Source organism: Rhodobacteraceae bacterium D3-12, assembly GCA_025916135.1.
In the GTDB taxonomy this organism is placed as follows: Bacteria; Pseudomonadota; Alphaproteobacteria; order Rhodobacterales; family Rhodobacteraceae; genus JAKGBX01.
Map to the genome: position 1 here is coordinate 1,097,956 of CP104793.1, position 16,687 is coordinate 1,114,642.

The 16,687-nt window shown below is 61.8% G+C and carries 15 protein-coding genes; 13 read left to right on the forward strand and 2 right to left on the reverse strand.

The window, feature by feature from the left end; all coding sequences use genetic code 11:
• The first annotated feature begins 15 nt into the window (after positions 1–15).
• A complete protein-coding gene (locus N4R57_05495; GenBank protein UYV38524.1) occupies positions 16–666 on the forward strand; it encodes a heme NO-binding domain-containing protein in 651 nt (216 codons plus the stop codon).
• A gap of 101 nt (positions 667–767) precedes the next feature.
• Positions 768–1,898 (forward strand): GGDEF domain-containing protein, encoded by a 1,131-nt coding sequence (locus tag N4R57_05500; GenBank protein ID UYV39513.1) that lies wholly within the window; start codon positions 768–770, stop codon positions 1,896–1,898.
• Positions 1,899–1,998: 100 nt separating this feature from the next.
• On the opposite strand, the gene N4R57_05505 is transcribed toward N4R57_05500, so the two are convergent.
• The gene (locus tag N4R57_05505; GenBank protein UYV38525.1) at positions 1,999–2,463 is read right to left on the reverse strand and encodes an Lrp/AsnC ligand binding domain-containing protein; all 465 of its coding nucleotides are present in this window, start codon (positions 2,461–2,463) and stop codon (positions 1,999–2,001) included.
• Between the two features lie 112 nt (positions 2,464–2,575).
• Between N4R57_05505 and putA the strand changes: the two genes are divergently transcribed.
• A complete protein-coding gene (putA, locus tag N4R57_05510; GenBank protein ID UYV38526.1) occupies positions 2,576–5,986 on the forward strand; it encodes a bifunctional proline dehydrogenase/L-glutamate gamma-semialdehyde dehydrogenase PutA in 3,411 nt (1,136 codons plus the stop codon).
• Positions 5,987–6,072: 86 nt separating this feature from the next.
• On the opposite strand, the gene N4R57_05515 is transcribed toward putA, so the two are convergent.
• The gene (locus N4R57_05515; protein ID UYV38527.1) at positions 6,073–6,498 is read right to left on the reverse strand and encodes an Lrp/AsnC family transcriptional regulator; all 426 of its coding nucleotides are present in this window, start codon (positions 6,496–6,498) and stop codon (positions 6,073–6,075) included.
• Positions 6,499–6,683: 185 nt separating this feature from the next.
• Between N4R57_05515 and rocF the strand changes: the two genes are divergently transcribed.
• The 10 genes from rocF (at position 6,684) to N4R57_05565 (ending at position 16,685) form a co-directional block, all read left to right on the forward strand.
• A complete protein-coding gene (gene rocF / locus N4R57_05520; protein UYV38528.1) occupies positions 6,684–7,613 on the forward strand; it encodes an arginase in 930 nt (309 codons plus the stop codon).
• A gap of 19 nt (positions 7,614–7,632) precedes the next feature.
• Entirely contained in the window at positions 7,633–8,679 is a 1,047-nt protein-coding gene (locus N4R57_05525) for an ornithine cyclodeaminase (GenBank protein UYV39514.1), read from the forward strand.
• Between the two features lie 351 nt (positions 8,680–9,030).
• Positions 9,031–10,095: a Hint domain-containing protein gene (locus N4R57_05530; GenBank protein ID UYV38529.1), complete on the forward strand. Its 1,065-nt coding sequence runs from the start codon at positions 9,031–9,033 to the stop codon at positions 10,093–10,095.
• Positions 10,096–10,536: 441 nt separating this feature from the next.
• Positions 10,537–11,157, forward strand: a complete 621-nt coding sequence (gene rpsD, locus N4R57_05535) for a 30S ribosomal protein S4 (protein ID UYV38530.1) — start codon at positions 10,537–10,539, stop codon at positions 11,155–11,157.
• Positions 11,158–11,268: 111 nt separating this feature from the next.
• Positions 11,269–12,354 (forward strand): histidinol-phosphate transaminase, encoded by a 1,086-nt coding sequence (hisC, locus tag N4R57_05540; GenBank protein ID UYV38531.1) that lies wholly within the window; start codon positions 11,269–11,271, stop codon positions 12,352–12,354.
• Positions 12,351–13,268 (forward strand): prephenate/arogenate dehydrogenase family protein, encoded by a 918-nt coding sequence (locus N4R57_05545; protein UYV38532.1) that lies wholly within the window; start codon positions 12,351–12,353, stop codon positions 13,266–13,268. Before hisC ends, N4R57_05545 begins: the two co-directional genes overlap by 4 nt.
• Positions 13,268–14,113 (forward strand): extensin family protein, encoded by an 846-nt coding sequence (locus N4R57_05550; GenBank protein UYV38533.1) that lies wholly within the window; start codon positions 13,268–13,270, stop codon positions 14,111–14,113. Before N4R57_05545 ends, N4R57_05550 begins: the two co-directional genes overlap by 1 nt.
• A 91-nt stretch (positions 14,114–14,204) precedes the next feature.
• Positions 14,205–15,137, forward strand: coding sequence for a dihydroneopterin aldolase (locus tag N4R57_05555; protein ID UYV38534.1), 933 nt, complete (start codon positions 14,205–14,207; stop codon positions 15,135–15,137).
• Positions 15,138–15,176: 39 nt separating this feature from the next.
• A complete protein-coding gene (gene folP / locus N4R57_05560) occupies positions 15,177–16,193 on the forward strand; it encodes a dihydropteroate synthase (GenBank protein UYV38535.1) in 1,017 nt (338 codons plus the stop codon).
• Positions 16,194–16,442: 249 nt separating this feature from the next.
• Positions 16,443–16,685 carry a hypothetical protein gene (locus N4R57_05565; GenBank protein ID UYV38536.1) on the forward strand — a complete coding sequence of 81 codons (243 nt, stop codon included), beginning with the start codon at positions 16,443–16,445 and terminating at the stop codon, positions 16,683–16,685.
• Positions 16,686–16,687 lie beyond the last annotated feature (2 nt).

The window sequence follows — 16,687 nt, forward strand, 5'->3', positions numbered from 1 at the left end:
GGCGGGCCGGAAACCATGCACGGGCTGATCAACCGAACGATCCAGAGCTTTGTGAGCGATACCTATGGTGACGCCGTATGGGCGCGCATCGGGCTTGCGGCGGATTTGGGCTTTGCCGACTTTGAGGCGATGCTGATCTATGAGGATGCTCTGACGTTTCGGGCGCTGGACGCCGTGAGTTGCGATCTTGGCAAGCCGCGTGATGAGGTGCTTGAGGATATTGGCACCTATCTTGTGAGCCACCCCAATGTAGAGGCGGTGCGGCGGTTGTTGCGCTTTGGCGGCGATGATTTCGTCGAATTCCTGCATTCGCTTGATGATCTTCCTGATTGGGCGCGGCTTGCTGTTTCCGATCTGGACCTGCCACAGCTGGATTTGCGCGAACATGCGCCGGATCGGTTTACCCTGACGGTAAACGCGCGCAGGGCGGGGTATGGGCATGTGTTGATCGGGGTGTTGCGGACGTTGGCGGATGATTACGGCGCGCTTGTTCTGCTGGATCATAATGGCGGGGATGGCGGGCGCGAGGTGATCACGATCACCCTTGTTGAGGCGGGGTTTGCCGAAGGGCGCGATTTTGAGCTGGGCGCGGGGAGCGCGGTGGTTGCGGAGCGAAGATCGGCGATGTCCGGCAAGAGTGCTGCGGCGCGGGGCCGGGCCGCATGAGCCGGGAGATGTCGAATACCGAACCCAAGGGTGGCCGTGTTGCGGAAGTGGAGCCGGAGGGTGGTCATGATGCGGGCGGGGGTGTGCTCCCCGCGGCGCAGATGAGCAGATGTCTTGATGTGATCTGTCCGATGCATGTGATTGTCGAGCCGACGGGGCATATTCGCCATGCGGGGCCGACCTTGCAGAAAATGCGCCCGATGGACCCGTTGGTGGGGCGGCAGTTTTTTGAGCTGTTCGAGCTGCGCCGACCGCGCGACGCGCGCAGCATGGCGGATCTTTTGGCGTCGAGCGGTGTGAAGCTGCGGTTGAAATTTCGCGATTCACCGGCGACCTCATTCAAGGGGGTTTTGGTGCCGTTGCCGGGCGAGGATGGGATGTTGATCAACCTGTCCTTTGGCATTTCGCTGTTGGAGGGTGTGAAGGAATACGCGTTGTCAGGTGCGGATTTTGCGGCGACCGATCTGGCGATCGAAATGCTCTATCTTGTGGAGGCGAAATCGGCGGCGATGGCGGCGTCACGGCAATTGAACGAACAACTGCAAAGCGCCAAGATCGCGGCAGAGGAGCAGGCCTATACCGATACGTTGACAGGGTTGAAGAACCGCCGGGCGATGGACCACATTCTGGGCCAGTTGATCGCGGCGCATCGTCCCTTTGCCTTGATGCATATCGACCTTGATTATTTCAAGGAGGTGAATGACACATTGGGCCATGCTGCGGGTGATTTCGTGTTGCAGAAGGTGGCGAAACTTATGGTCAGCGCAACCCGTCGCGAAGACAGTGTGGCGCGTGTTGGCGGCGACGAATTCGTTCTGATTTTTGACGGGCTGGTGAGGCCTGAACGGCTGGAAGCGGTGGCGTTGCGGATCATCGCAGAGCTGGAAATGCCGATTTCTTTTGGGGATCAGCTCTGTCAGGTTTCGGCCAGCGGCGGGTCTGTTTTGTCGGAAGATTATACGCGGCCGGACGCGGCGCAGATGCTGGCGGATGCGGATCTTGCGCTTTATGCCTCCAAACACAGGGGGCGGGGGTGCCACACGTTTTTCAAGCCGGACATGCGGGCGATGCAGCAAGAGGGTGATGTGGGGCCGGGACCGGAGCGGGGTGTTTCGGGAGTGGCGGCGCGACAGGCGTATGAAGGCGCAGGGGTGTCCAAGCCAGAGGCCGCAGATTTAAGCGTGTCAAAGGCGCAGAGCGCGGCGCATCGCTTGTCCGGGTTCAGGCATTGACCGGGGATTGCTTGGCGCGAGAGCGCCAGACATTGCCCAAGAGCGCCCGCGCGTCAGATTTTGGTGTCGCCGGTGGGGCAGGCGGCGGGTTTGCTCCCCCTCAGAGGTTGACCAGAGATTGTTCGACCACCGCTTCCATTGCGACATAGCTTGAGGTTGCGCTGACGAAGGGCAGGGCCGATATCTTCTCGCCCATGATGTGGCGGTATTCTTCGATATTGCGGGAGCGGACCTTGAGCAGGTAATCGAAACCGCCGGCAATCATATAGCATTCTTCGATCTCGGGGATGTCGCGGACCTTGGCGTTGAAACTGGACAAAGCGGCCTCACGGGTGTCGTTCAGGCGGACCTCGACATAGGTGACATGGGTGAGGCCGAGCTTGATCGGGGAGAGCATGGCGCGGTATCCGGTGATCAGCCCGCTGTCTTCGAGGTGTTTTACCCGTTGCGCCACAGGGGTTTTGGAGAGGCCGACCCGGCGGGCGAGTTCGGCCACGGGAATGCGGGCATCATGCAAGAGTTCGGAGAGAATCTTGCGATCTATTGCGTCGAGGTCTGCGTTCATGGCCTGTTTTCCGTGAAAATTTTAGTCGATTAGACCTATATATTAGGTGTTTAAAGGCGCACCGTCTATTTGCAATCGGGTATTTAGGTGGGAATGCATAAGGAGTGATGCCATGACCGCCGCCGATACCCGCCGTTTCACCCATGCCGCAAAATTCGCGCCCGAGGCCGAGGTTTTGGCTCGGCTAACGAAAGAGGCCGATCTTGGGCCAGAGGATCGGGGCGCGATCACCCAGCGTGCGGCGGAATTGGTGCGGCGTATCAGGGGCGAGGCGAAGCCGTCGCTGATGGAGCATTTTCTGGCGGAATACGGATTGTCGACCCGCGAGGGGGTTGCGTTGATGTGTCTGGCCGAGGCGATGCTGCGGGTGCCGGATGCCGAGACGATGGATGCGTTGATCGAGGACAAGGTGGCGCCGTCGGATTGGGGCAAGCATCTGGGGGAGGCGTCGTCATCGCTGGTGAATGCGTCGACCTGGGCATTGATGCTGACCGGGCGGGTGTTGGACGATCAGAAGCCGGGGATCGCGGGCGTTCTGCGCGGGGCGATCAAGCGGTTGGGCGAGCCGGTGATCCGCGTCGCCGTGGGGCAGGCGATGAAGCAGATGGGCCAGCAATTCGTGCTGGGCGAGAGCATCAGCGCGGCGCTGGAGCGGGCCGCCAAGATGGAGGCCAAGGGCTATACCTATAGCTATGATATGCTGGGTGAGGCGGCGATGACGCAGGCCGACGCGGCGCGCTATGCCAAGGCGTATAAGGATGCGATTGCGGGCATTGCCAAGGCGTGCACCAAGGGGGCGGTTGAGGCCAATCCGGGGATTTCGATCAAGCTGTCGGCGCTGCATCCGCGTTATGAAGTGGCGCAGGAGGCGCGGGTCATGGCGGAGCTGGTGCCGGTGGTGCGCGATCTGGCGCGGCAGGCCAAGGCGGCGGGCATGGGGCTTAACGTCGATGCCGAGGAGCAGGACCGGTTGGTGATATCGCTGAAGGTGATCGAGGCGGTTTTGTCGGACGCGGAGTTGGCCGGATGGGACGGCTTTGGCGTGGTGGTGCAGGCCTATGGCAAGCGCGCGGGCGCGGTGATTGATTGGCTGAATGAAACAGCCGAACGGTTGGACCGCAAGATCATGGTGCGGCTGGTCAAGGGCGCCTATTGGGACACCGAGATGAAGCTGGCGCAGGTTGAGGGGCTGGAGGATTTCACGCTGTTCACCTCGAAGGTGGCGACGGACGTGAGCTATATCGCCAACGCGCGGAAATTGTTGGATTATTCCGACCGGATTTACCCGCAATTTGCCACCCATAACGCGCATACTGTGGCCGCGATCCTTGAGATGGCCGGGGACCGGGCGTTTGAGTTTCAGCGGTTGCACGGGATGGGCGAGCGGCTGCATGACATTGTGCTGAGCGACACCAACGGGCGGTGCCGGATTTATGCGCCGGTGGGCGCGCATCGCGATTTGCTGGCCTATCTGGTGCGGCGGTTGTTGGAGAACGGGGCGAATTCGTCCTTCGTGCATCAGATCGTGGATGAGGGGGTCGACCCGATGGAGGTTGCCTCGGACCCGTTTGCAGAGTTGGAGCGCGCGCGCGCGCCGGAAGGGTTGCGCCACCCGGCGGATATTTTCGGGGGCGGGCGGATCAACGCGAAGGGCTTTGATTTGACCGACGAGGAGACCTTGGCGGCGATTGAAACGGCGCGGGAGGTGGCGCTGCCTGATGCCGCGCCGCTAACTTTGCGCGACGCGAGCGGTGCGGCGCGCGATGTGGTGAACCCGGCGACGGGTGCGCGGGTGGCGCAGGTGACGGAGGCGGACAGCGCCACCGTTGCGCGTGCGATCGAGGATGCCGCGCCGTGGGGCGCAAGCGCGAAAGAGCGGGCAGATGTGTTGCGGCGCGTCGCGGATCTTTACGAGGAAAACTATGGTGTGATCTTTGCGGCGCTGGCGCGAGAGGCGGGGAAATACCTGCCTGATGCGGTGGGTGAAATCCGCGAAGCGGTTGATTTCCTGCGCTATTATGCGGCGCAGGCCGAGGCGGGAGCACTTGAGGCGCGGGGCGTTATTGTGGCGATCAGCCCATGGAACTTCCCCTTGGCGATTTTCACCGGGCAGATCGCGGCGGCTTTGGCGGCGGGCAATGGTGTGTTGGCGAAACCGGCCGAGCAGACGCCGGTGATTTCGGCCATCGCCGTGCGTTTGATGCATGAAGCGGGCGTGCCGGTATCGGCGGTGCAGTTGCTGCCGGGGCGCGGCGAGGTGGTTGGTGCGGCGTTGACCCGTGCGCCGGAGGTGGCGGGCGTGGTCTTTACCGGATCGACCGGCACGGCCAAGCTGGTGCGCCGGTCGATGGCAGAACACATGGCGCCGGGCACGCCGCTGATCGCCGAAACCGGCGGCTTGAACGCGATGATCGTCGACAGCACCGCGTTGCCGGAACAGGCGGTGCGCGACATTGTCGCTTCGGCGTTTCAATCGGCGGGGCAACGGTGTTCGGCGCTGCGCTGTCTCTATGTTCAGGAGGACATTGCGCCGAACCTGATCGAGATGATCAAGGGGGCGATGGACGAGTTGAAGGTAGGCGACCCGTGGTTTTTACAAAATGACATCGGGCCGGTGATTGATGCCGAAGCGCGGGATGCGATTGCAGACTATATCGCCGTGGCGGCAGAGGAGGGGCGGGTCTTGCACCAGCTTGCCGCGCCGGAAACGGGCACGTTTATCGCGCCGGTGATGATTGGTGTCGCCGGGATCGAGGCGATGGAGCGCGAGATTTTCGGCCCCGTTTTGCATGTTGCGACCTATCGGGCCAAGGATTTGGGCAAGGTGATCGCGGCGGTGAATGCGACGGGCTATGGGCTGACCTTTGGTTTGCACACGCGGATTGATGACCGGGTGCAGGAGGTTTCTGACAGTCTTGAGGTTGGCAACCTATATGTGAACCGCAACCAGATTGGCGCGGTTGTGGGCAGCCAACCCTTTGGTGGAGAGGGGCTTTCCGGGACCGGACCGAAGGCGGGCGGGCCGAATTACGTGCCGCGGTTTGCTGTGGCTCCGGCCGGTGGTGCGGCGCAGGCATGGGACAAGGCGGCGGATCTAGAGGAGTTGCGGGCGCGGTTGAGCGCGGCGGCAGAAAAAGAGACGTTGTTGTCGGTCACAGAGATGCCGGGGCCAACCGGGGAGGCCAACACGTTGAGCCTTGTTAGCCGGGGGCCGGTGCTTTGCATGGGGCCGGGGGCAGAGGCGATGGCGGCACAGATCAAGGCGGTCGAGGCGTTGGGCGGTGTGGCCGTGGGCAGCGAGGGCGCGGTTCCGGCGGATGCGTTGAGCGAGTTGGCGCATATTCACGGTGTGGTCTGGTGGGGCGAGGAGGCGCGCGCGCTGGACTGTGCCTTGGCGGCGCGCGATGGGGCGCTCACGCCGTTGATAACCGGGATGCCGGTGCTGAACGACGTGGCGCATGAGCGGCATTTGTGCGTGGACACAACGGCGGCGGGTGGCAACGCGGCGTTGCTGGCGGGGTGAGCCTGCTTTGGGTTTGAGCCTGTTCCGGGGTTTCTGCAGCATCACGCAGAGGGTCCGGGGCGCTCCTGCGATGGGGTGCGCTTGGCTCAGACCGTGCTGAGCAGCAGGCTGGTTTCGCTGTTGGCGATGCCGTCGATCAGGCGGACCTCGTTCAAGACGCGGTCGAAATCGGTAAGGCTTTCGGCAGAAAGCTCGGCGACCAGATCCCATTTGCCATTGGTGGAGTGCAGGCGGCGCAGCTCGGGCAGGCCGCGCAGGCGGCGGATCACGGTGGTGGTGGAATGGCCTGCGACCTCGATCATCATGATGGCGTGAACGCCGTCGGGCCCGTGATCTTCGCGGGCGCGGATGGTGAAGCCGAGCACCGCGCCGCTATCAAGCAGCCGATCAAGCCGGTTTTGCACCGTAGCGCGGGACACGCCGAGGATTTCAGCCAGTTTCGAGATAGGCGCGCGCCCGTCCTCGCGCAGGATGGCGATGAGTCGTTTGTCGAGGTCGTCAAAGATGTGCATGGCGATATGCTAGGTATTCATGGGCAAAATGCCAAGTATTGATTGGTTCATATGGCAATTCTTGAGTGTTCAGTAGCAATCAAGGGCTGATAGTTTTTCCACAGCTAAGGCCGTCCCCCAAGTTGGGGTGAAGTGAAACGAGGGTCGGGCAGATGTGTTTCACGCGATCTTGAAAGGATGCGACCATGACCGAGATTTCCCTATTGGGCGCCCCGATTGAAGAGGGCGCAGGGCGGCGCGGCTGTGCCATGGGGCCGGCGGCCTATCGCACGGCGGGTATTGTCGAGGCGCTGTCGGCGTTGGGCCACGAGGTGCGCGATCTGGGCGATGCGGTGGCGGAAGAGACCGGACCGCTGAAGACAAAGCACGCGCATCTGAAGGCGTTGGAGCAGGTGGCGGGCTGGGCGCGGAGCCTGCATAGCCATGCTTATGAATTGGCCAAGGGATCAGCCCTGCCGATTTACCTTGGCGGCGATCACGCGCTGTCGCTTGGCACTGTGACGGGGCATGCGGCAGCGGCGGCAGAGCTTGGGCGGCCTCAGTTTGTTTTATGGCTGGATGCGCATGCGGATTTCAACACCTTGGCCAGTTCGCCAAGTGGAAATTTGCATGGCACGCCGCTTGCGTTTGCCTGTGGCTTGGAAGGGTTTGACCCGATTTTGGGGCGCAAGTTAGCGCATGCGGTGCGCCCGGAGAATGTGTGCATTCTGGGCCTGCGGTCGGTTGACGGCGAGGAGCGCGATTTGCTGCGGGCCTCAGGCGCAGTGGCGCATGACATGCGTGCGATTGATGAGAGCGGTATCCGGCCCTTGTTGCTCAACTTTATGGATCGGGTGATTGCGGAAAACGGGCTTTTGCACGTCAGTCTGGATGTGGATTTCATCGAGCCGGACATCGCACCCGCCGTGGGGACGACCGTGCCCGGTGGCGCGACCTTTCGCGAGGCGCATCATGTGATGGAATTGCTGCACGATAGCGGGCGGGTGACATCGCTTGATCTGGTGGAGTTGAACCCGTTTTTGGATGAGCGCGGACGCACGGCGCGTCTGATGGTGGAATTGACCGCGAGCCTGTTCGGGCAGCGGGTTCTGGATCGCAAGACGCGGAGTTTTTGAGATGAGCAAGGGAAAAGCCATGGTGTTGAAGCCTTCGGAGTTGGCCTATGTGCCGTTTGTGTCGGTCGAGAATATGATGGGGTTGGTGCATCACATCGGGATCGAGCCGATGTTGCGGGCTTTGGCCGATGAGATTGAGGCGGATTTCAAACGCTGGGAGTTGTTTGACAAGACGCCGCGCGTGGCGAGCCATTCCGAGGTTGGTGTGATCGAGTTGATGCCGACATCGGACGGGGAGATGTATGGGTTCAAATATGTGAACGGCCACCCCAAGAACACGCGCGAGGGGTTGCAGACGGTGACGGCCTTCGGGCTGTTGGCGGATGTGGACACCGGATACCCCAAGCTGCTGTCCGAGATGACATTGCTGACTGCGCTGCGCACGGCGGCGAGTTCGGCGATGGCGGCGAAATACCTTGCGCCCAAGGGGGCCAAGACGATGGCGATGATCGGCAATGGCGCGCAGGCCGAGTTCCAGTGTCTTGCGTTCAAGGCGATCTGCGGGATCGACACTGTGCGGCTGTATGACATTGACCCGGCGGCGACGGCAAAATGTGCGGCCAATCTGACCGGGTACGGTTTGGACATTGTGCCATGCCAGAGCGGCGAGGAGGCGATGGAGGGGGCCGAGATCATCACCACCTGCACCGCCGACAAGCAATATGCGACGATCCTGACCGACAACATGGTGGGCGATGGCGTGCATATCAACGCGATTGGCGGGGATTGTCCGGGTAAGACCGAGCTGCACCGCGATATTTTGCTGCGCTCGGATATTTTCGTGGAATACCCGCCGCAGACGCGGGTGGAGGGCGAAATTCAGCAGTTGGATGCGGATCACGCGGTGACCGAGCTGTGGCAGGTGATTGCCGGGAAGGCGCCGGGGCGGCGCGATGCGCGACAGATCACCCTGTTTGACTCGGTCGGTTTTGCGATCGAGGATTTCAGCGCGTTGCGGTTTGTGTTGAAGGCCATTCAGGGCACGGCGTTTTACACCGATCTGGATATGATCGCAGACCCGGATGACCCGCGCGATTTGTTCGGCATGCTGGGACGGGCGGGGTGACTTGGGCCGTTTGCTGTGCAGGGCTGTCGCCGAGCCGCGGGGGGCGTTCCAGCCCGTTGAGCGTGGCACTTTATCCCCACCAAAGCCTTGTAACCTGAAGAGCATGCGCCAAGCCTGACCAAATCGCCGCCCCGGGGGCGGGTCGGCGACAGCCCGGCACCTGCGGTGCTATTCGGGCTGGGCCCTGAACGGCTGCTACGTGCTTTTGCAGCGCGTAGGGGCGCATGACGCGTTACGGCGTCAGGATTTTTGCAACAGTTTTTGTCGCTGGTGATCACAATGGGCTTGGCCCAGCGAATCACCTTTGTTAACCTATCGTTAATAAAAAAGATAAAAGGCAGGCATACAGGCATGGGAACGGGCTTTAAGGGCACGTTTGTCATCTCCTGGTCGCAGACGGAAGTGGATGGTCTTAAGGCCGCCCCGGTGTTTGCATTGCGGGTTGGGGTCTCATGGCTCTGGCATGGGGACGCAGTGCGGGTTGATGGCCCGGGTGAGTTGTTGCGATTGGACGGGGCAGACGGAGAAAGCAATATCCGCAAGCGTGCGGCGCGTATGGTGCGCCGTTTGGTTGGTGCTGCCGTTTCGGGCACGAAACGGTTGGATGATGTCGAGATGGACTCGATCTTTCAGGACAACAGTTTTGTCGTCACCAATGGCTCGCAGAGTTATACCGTGACGTTGGTTGAAGTGGGGCCGGGGCAGCCGCCGCTTTTGATGTTTGTGGATGAGATACCGCCGAAGGGGCAAGCGCTTTGGGTGGTTCATCAGAGTTTTGAGCACAGTGAAGGCCACCCTCTAGAACCGGACGCGGGCGGGGTGATCTGTTTCACGCCTGGCACGCGTATTGAGACGCCGGACGGGCCGCGCGCGGTGGAGAGCCTTTGTGAAGGCGATATGGTTGCAACCAAGGACAACGGCGCGCAGGAGATCCAGTGGATCGGGGCGCGGCGGATGACCGGGGCGCGATTGTTCGCGATGCCGCGGCTTCGTCCGGTGCGTATTCGGGCCGGAGCGTTGGGTGTGGAACGCCCGGAAGAGGAGCTGATTGTCAGCCCGGAGCACCGGATGCTGGTCAAGGGGCATGTGGCGCGGGCGTTGTTCAACACGGATGAAGTGTTGGTGCGGGCCAAGGATTTGATTAACGATCGCAACGTGGTCGTGGACAGCCAGCTGCGCGAGGTGACTTATGTGCACCTGTTGTTGCCCGCGCATCAGATCGTCTGGGCCAATGGGGTGGAGACCGAGAGTTTTCATCCGGCGAACACCGCTTTGAGCACGTTGAGCGACGATGACCGGGCGAGGCTGCTTGCTGCTTTCCCCGAATTTGGCGCCAATCCGCAGGCTTATGGCGCCTCGGCGCGGCGCAATTTGTCGGCCAGCGAGGCGGCGATTTTCATGCATGATGTGGCGTGAGCGTTTGAAGGATTGAGCGCGGGCGCGCGCTCTCTGCTTGACCCCCAACCTGTCCTTCCCCTTGTGGGGAAGGAAGAATTTCGCGGGCCGACCCCCCAGATTTGCCGAGGGTTGTGCGCGGAGTGTCTGTTGGACCCTCCGGGGGGATATTTGCGGTCAGATGAAGGCGGGCGCTTTGAACGCTAAGCTGCGTCAGGTTGCGCGGTGCTTTGGTGGTTGACAGGGCGGCGCGGGGAGCTATAAGCGCGACTTCATTGGTGTTGGTGGCCCTCGCAAGGGGATGCCTGTCGGGCTTCGGCCAAAGGACAACGCCCTTTACACACGGCACGAGGCTTTCCGCCAACACGCCCCCACGGATTGAAGCGCAGATGCGATTTCAGCCCGAAGAATGGGGACAGGTTTTCGGAGCGAGCTGAAAAGCCACTATAAAGGAGATCAGCCGTGACAAAACGCACGTCTGCCAAGCACAAAATTGACCGCCGGATGGGTGAAAACATCTGGGGTCGTCCGAAATCCCCGGTTAACCGTCGTGAATATGGCCCCGGCCAGCATGGTCAGCGCCGTAAAGGCAAGCTGTCTGACTTTGGTTTGCAGCTGCGCGCCAAGCAGAAGCTGAAAGGCTATTACGGCGATCTGACCGAGAAGCAATTCCGCCGCATTTACGGTGAAGCCGAGCGTGTCAAAGGCGACACCGGTGAAAACCTGATCGGTCTGCTGGAGCGTCGTCTGGACGCCGTTGTTTACCGTGCCAAGTTCGTGGCGACCGTGTTTGCCGCGCGTCAGTTCGTGAACCACGGTCATGTTCTGGTTAACGGCCAGCGCGTGAACATCCCCTCGTACCGTGTGAAAGAGGGTGACGTTGTGGAAGTGCGCGAGAAGTCCAAGCAGATGGCCGTTCTGTTGGAAGCTGTTCAGCTGCCCGAGCGCGATGTGCCTGATTATGTCGAAGTGGACCATTCGAAGATGACCGCACGTTTCGTGCGCACGCCGCAGCTTGGCGATGTGCCGTATCCGGTCATGATGGAACCCAACCTCGTCGTGGAATTCTACGCGAAGAACTAATCTTCGCCAAATCCAATCCGAAAGGGCCGCGACGGGAAACCGCCGCGGCCTTTTTCATTTCTTTTTCATTTTGCGTCCATGGGTTAGAACCCTGCCAAAGGAGACAGGCCGATGTCGAAAATCGAACCGCAACCCGGGATCATGGAGATCGAGCTTTATGTTGGTGGCAAGGCGAGCCTTGCCGGGCATGAGCAGGTTCTGAAGCTGAGCTCGAACGAGAACCCGTTGGGCGCGCCGGCGAGTGCGAAGGCCGCGTTGGCCGAGGCGGCGGGGACGGCGCATCTTTATCCGTCGACCGATCACGCGGCGTTGCGCGAGGCGATTGGCGCGGTGCATGGGCTGGACCCGGAGCGGATCATTTGTGGGGTCGGTTCGGACGAGGTGTTGCAATTCGTGGTGCAGGCCTTTGCTGGCCCCGGCGACGAGGTGATCCATACCGAGCACGGGTTTTCGATGTATCCGATTCTGGCGCATATGGCGGGGGCGGTGCCGGTGTCTGTGCCCGAACGCGAGCGGGTGGTGGATGTGGATGCGATCCTGTCGGCGGTGAGCGAGCGCACGCGGGTGGTGTTCATCGCCAATCCGGGCAACCCGACCGGCACGGTGGTATCCGAGGCGGAGCTGGTGCGGTTGGCAGATGGCTTGCCAGAGCATGTGATTTTGGTGCTGGACGGGGCCTATGTTGAGTTCGCCGAGGGCTATGACGGTGGCGTAGGTTTGGCCAGCGCGCGGCCCAACGTGTTGATGACGCGGACCTTTTCCAAGATTTACGGGTTGGGCGGTTTGCGCATTGGGTGGGGATATGGCCCCAAGGCGATGATTGATGTGATGACGCGGATCCGCCAGCCCTTTAACCTGTCGGTCTTGCAGTTGGCCGCCGCGGAGGCGGCGGTGCGCGATCAGGAATGGGTGCAGGCGTGCGCGCGTTTGAACAGTGAACAGCGGGCGCGGTTGACCGGTGCGCTGCGCCAGTTGGGTGTGGCCTGTGATGACAGTCACGGTAACTTTGTGCTGGCGCGGTTTGGCAGCGAGGATCAGGCACATGCCGCCGATGCCGCCCTGCAGGAGGACGGGATCATTGTGCGGCGGGTCGCGGGCTATGGGTTTGCCGATGGCTTGCGGATTACCGTGGGCGACGCGGCGCAGACGGGCCGGGTGATTGTGGCGCTGACCAAATGGCGGGAGGCCGGAGCATGAGCGTGATTTACGAACGTGTGGCGTTGATCGGTTTGGGGTTGATTGCGGGGTCGATGGCTTTGGCGGCGAGTCGGTCCGGGGTGGTGGGCGAGATCACCGGCTATGCCCGCACCGAAGAGACCCGCGACACGGCGCGGCGGATCGGCTTGGTTGATGTGGTCTGCGATAGCGCGGCGGAGGCGGTCAAAGACGCCGATCTGGTGGTGCTTTGCGTGCCTGTGGGGGCGATGGCGACGGTGGCGGCGGAGATCGCGCCACACCTGAAGCCAGGCGCGACGGTGTCGGATGTCGGCTCGGTCAAGCAGGCGGTGGTCGAGGCGGTCGGCCCGCATTTGCCCGAGGGCGTGCATTTCGTGCCGGCGCACCCGATGGCGGGGACCGAACATTCCGGCCCGGAGGCGGGGTTTGCGGAGTTGTTTGACAACCGCTGGACCTTGATCGTGCCACAGGAGGGCGTTGACGAGGCTGCGGTTGAGCGGTTGGTTGCGTTCTGGCAGGCGCTGGGGGCGAACACCGAGCGGATGGAGGTGGCGCATCATGACCTTGTGTGTGCTGTGGTCAGCCATATTCCACATGCGATTGCCTATACGATGGTGGGGGTTGCGGATGATTTCAGCCGTGTGAGCGAGCAGGAAGTCATCGCATTCTCCGCCGCCGGTTTCCGTGATTTCACGCGCATCGCGGCGAGCGATCCGACCATGTGGCGGGATGTTTTTCTGAACAACAAACAGGCCACTTTGGAAATTCTGGGGCGCTTCACCGAGGAGCTTTTTGCGCTGCAACGTGCCATTCGGACCGGCGATGGCGATCATCTTTTTGATTATTTTACCCGAACGCGCGACATTCGACGTGGAATCATCGAGGCGGGTCAGGACACCGATGCGCCGGACTTTGGACGGGTAAAGGCGAAATAATGGGTAAAACGGTTTGTTTAGCGGGTCTGATTGCGGTGCTGTGGGGCACGTCGGTGGTGGCGCAGGCGCCGGATGCGTCGTTGCGCCCGGTGGCGCGGGGGCAGGGGGCTGTCGGTGTGAGCACGCCGGTTGCGGCTGAGGTTGTGACGCCGGTTGAAACGCAGGGCGCGGGTGCGCAGATCAAGACCGAGGACGGGCGCGCCGTGGTGGTGACCACCGAGACCACCAAAAAGCGCAAAGGCCTGTTTCAGAGCCTGCGCCCCAAGCCGCGCACCGAACGGGTCAGCGTGTTTGCGGGCAAGAAGAAACGCGCCCTGCGCAAGGGGATGGTCTGTGGTGATCTAGCGCTGCAAGGCAGCGTGGTTGGCCGGGTGCCGGGGCGCTTGGGGGGCTGTGGTGTCAAAAGCGCAATCAAGCTGCGTTCGGTCAGCGGCGTCGCGCTGTCGCAGCAATCGGTGATGGATTGCGGCACGGCGAAGGCGTTGAAACGATGGGTCGACAAGGGGTTGAAGCCGTCGATTGGCCGCAAGGGTGGCGGGGTGACCAAGATCCGGGTCGCGGCGCATTACGCCTGTCGTTATCGCAACAACAAGCGGGGCGGCAAAATCTCGGAGCACGGCAAAGGGCGGGCGATTGATATTTCGGCGTTTTACCTCAAGGACGGGTCCGAGGTGTCGGTGCTTAAACACTGGCGCGGGGGCTGGAAGGGCAAGGCGCTGCGCCAGATGCACCGGGCGGCTTGTGGCCCGTTTGGCACCGTGCTTGGCCCCAATGCGAACCGCTATCACCGGGACCACTTTCATTTCGATACAGCGCGCTATCGCTCGGGGTCTTATTGCAAGTGACGCCGCAAATGGGCTGCGACATGGCGTGTCGCGCATGTTAAGCCACCGATCTTTCACCTAGGGTAAGGCCCGAAACGAGGGGAAATGCGCAATGAGCAATGAAATCGCTTTGGCCTTTGACCACCCGGATGCGCGCTCGCGTGCGACGGGAGAGGGGCATCCGCTCGACCGAATTTCCCTGCGGGATCATACGGTTGAGGTTGAGATCGGCGCGTTCCAGAAAGAGCGCGGCACGACGCAGCGGATTTGTTTCAACATCGTGGTCGAGGTGCGTCCGCTGGACACCCGCGTGGACGACGATGTGGATCGCATCCTGAGCTATGACAAGGTCACCGAGGCGATTGCGTTTGAGTTGGCGGCGGAGCGGCTGAACCTGTTGGAGACGCTGGCGGAGCGGGTGGCCGAGCGGATCCTGTTGGAGCCACAGGCCGAGCGGGTGTTTGTACGGATCGAGAAGCTGGATCGTGGCCCCGGTGCCTTGGGCGTTGAGATTGTGCGGGGCAAAGGCGATCCGGTGGTTTTTGCCGCGCCGCCCGATCCGGGCGAAGCGCCGCATCCGCATGTCGTGTTTCTGTCGAACGAGGCGATCCGCTCACCTCTGTTGAGCGGCTGGCTGGATCAGCTGGAGGCGGGGGAGGCGCCGGTGCTGCTCTGTGTTGGGCCGCCGGATGCGGATGCGCCGCAGACGGGGCATGCGATGACCCAACGGCGGGTTGATCTGTTGGCGATTGAGCAAAACGCTTGGATGTTGGCGGCGCAGGACGACCGCTGTGTTGTGGTCGAGACGCGGACCGAGTTTGACTGGGCGATGAAGCATGACCAGATCAGCGTCTGGGCACCATCCAAGATCATTCTGGACGCGGTGGACGGCCCGTCGGTGAAGGCGGGCGATGCGGTCGCCCTTGCGGTTTGGTTTGCCGAGGCCATGGAGGCAGCGCGGTTTGGCGCGATTGGCGCGCCTTTGCCCGAAACCGAGGCGGAGTTTGTCATGCAGCAGGTCGATGTTGGTTGCGCAACGCTGTGAACGCTTGCCAAAACCGGGGGCTTGGCCCAAGGAGCGCTTATGGAAACCTACTATCGTCCGCTTGTTCAGACCGGTCCACGCCGCCCCGATGATGCCTTGCCGCTTGTCGGGGGCGCGTCGTGTTGGTTCAACACGGTTGAGGCAATCCGGCGGGAGGGGCCGTCAGAGTTTCTGAGCGCGGCGGATATTCCCGACGAAACGCGCCGCCGGTTGAGTGCGCCACGCACGCCGATTGCCGGGCTGAGCATGGATCAGGCGCGGATCATGGGCATTTTGAACGTGACGCCTGATAGTTTTTCGGACGGGGGCAAGCATAGCGGTCCGGCGGCGGCCTTGGCCCATGCCAAGCGGATGGTCAGCGAAGGCGCGGATATCATCGACGTGGGCGGCGAAAGCACCCGCCCCGGCGCCCAGACGGTGCCGGAAGAGGCCGAGATCGCCCGCACCGCGCCGGTGATTGCCGCCATCCGCTCAGGGCTGGAAGTGCCGATGTCGATTGACACGCGCAAGGCCGAAGTGGCGCGCGCCGCGCATGAGGCGGGCGCGATGCTGGTCAATGACGTGTCCGGTTTCACCTATGACAAGGCGCTGTCGCAATATTGCGTGGCCAATGATTTGCCGGTCTGTGTGATGCATGCACAGGGTGACCCCGAGACGATGCATCTTGATCCGCGCTATGACGATGTGTTGCTGGATGTGTATGATTTTCTGGCGGCGCAGGTGATTTTCCTGCGCGATCTGGGCATCCCGCGGGAGCGCATTGTGGTTGATCCGGGGATCGGGTTTGGCAAGACGTTAAAGCACAATCTGCGCATTCTGAGCGGGATCAGCCTGTTTCATGGCCTGGGCTGTCCGGTGCTTTTGGGGGCGTCGCGCAAGGGCTTTATTGGCACGCTGAGCGCGGCGTCAAACCCCGCGGAGCGGATGCCCGGTTCGGTTGCTGTGGCGCTGGGAGCGGTGGCGCAGGGGGTGCAGATCGTGCGGGTGCATGATGTCAGGGAAACCCGTCAGGCGTTGGCGCTTTGGACTGCGGTGGCGCGGGCTGGAGCTGCCTGAGAACGTGGTGCGGCGCGCGTGTTGTGGTAACGGGACCGTGAATTCAGGCCGTTTTGTGGCGATGGGCTAGGCGGGTATTCGCCGGTGCCGCGCGAGGCGGGCATTTTGTGTCGTATACTCGTGAAAGAATGTCGTTTACGCGCAGGTTTTATGACGGCGATCCTATAAGGAGACGCATCTAATTTAATTAACCATGCAAGTAATCTGGCCCTCAGAAGCCGTTGTTGTTCTATTGGAGATCGAGTTGAAATGCCGCTGAATGTTGCGCGTGAGATACAACGCGAAATAGCCTCGCTGCCGGTCGATTTTCGACTGGTTCAAATACGCGAGACCTTTGTGAGTGCGTTGGAAGATGCGGGTTATGACCTTGCCCGACAGGTCGACAGCAAGGTGTCTGCAGAGCTGTTCACCCTGATTGCCGAGATCGACCGGAGGCTGGCGTCGATTGATACGGTCGTGCAAAAGCAGCTGTGGCGCGCCCGACCCTGTTGAGC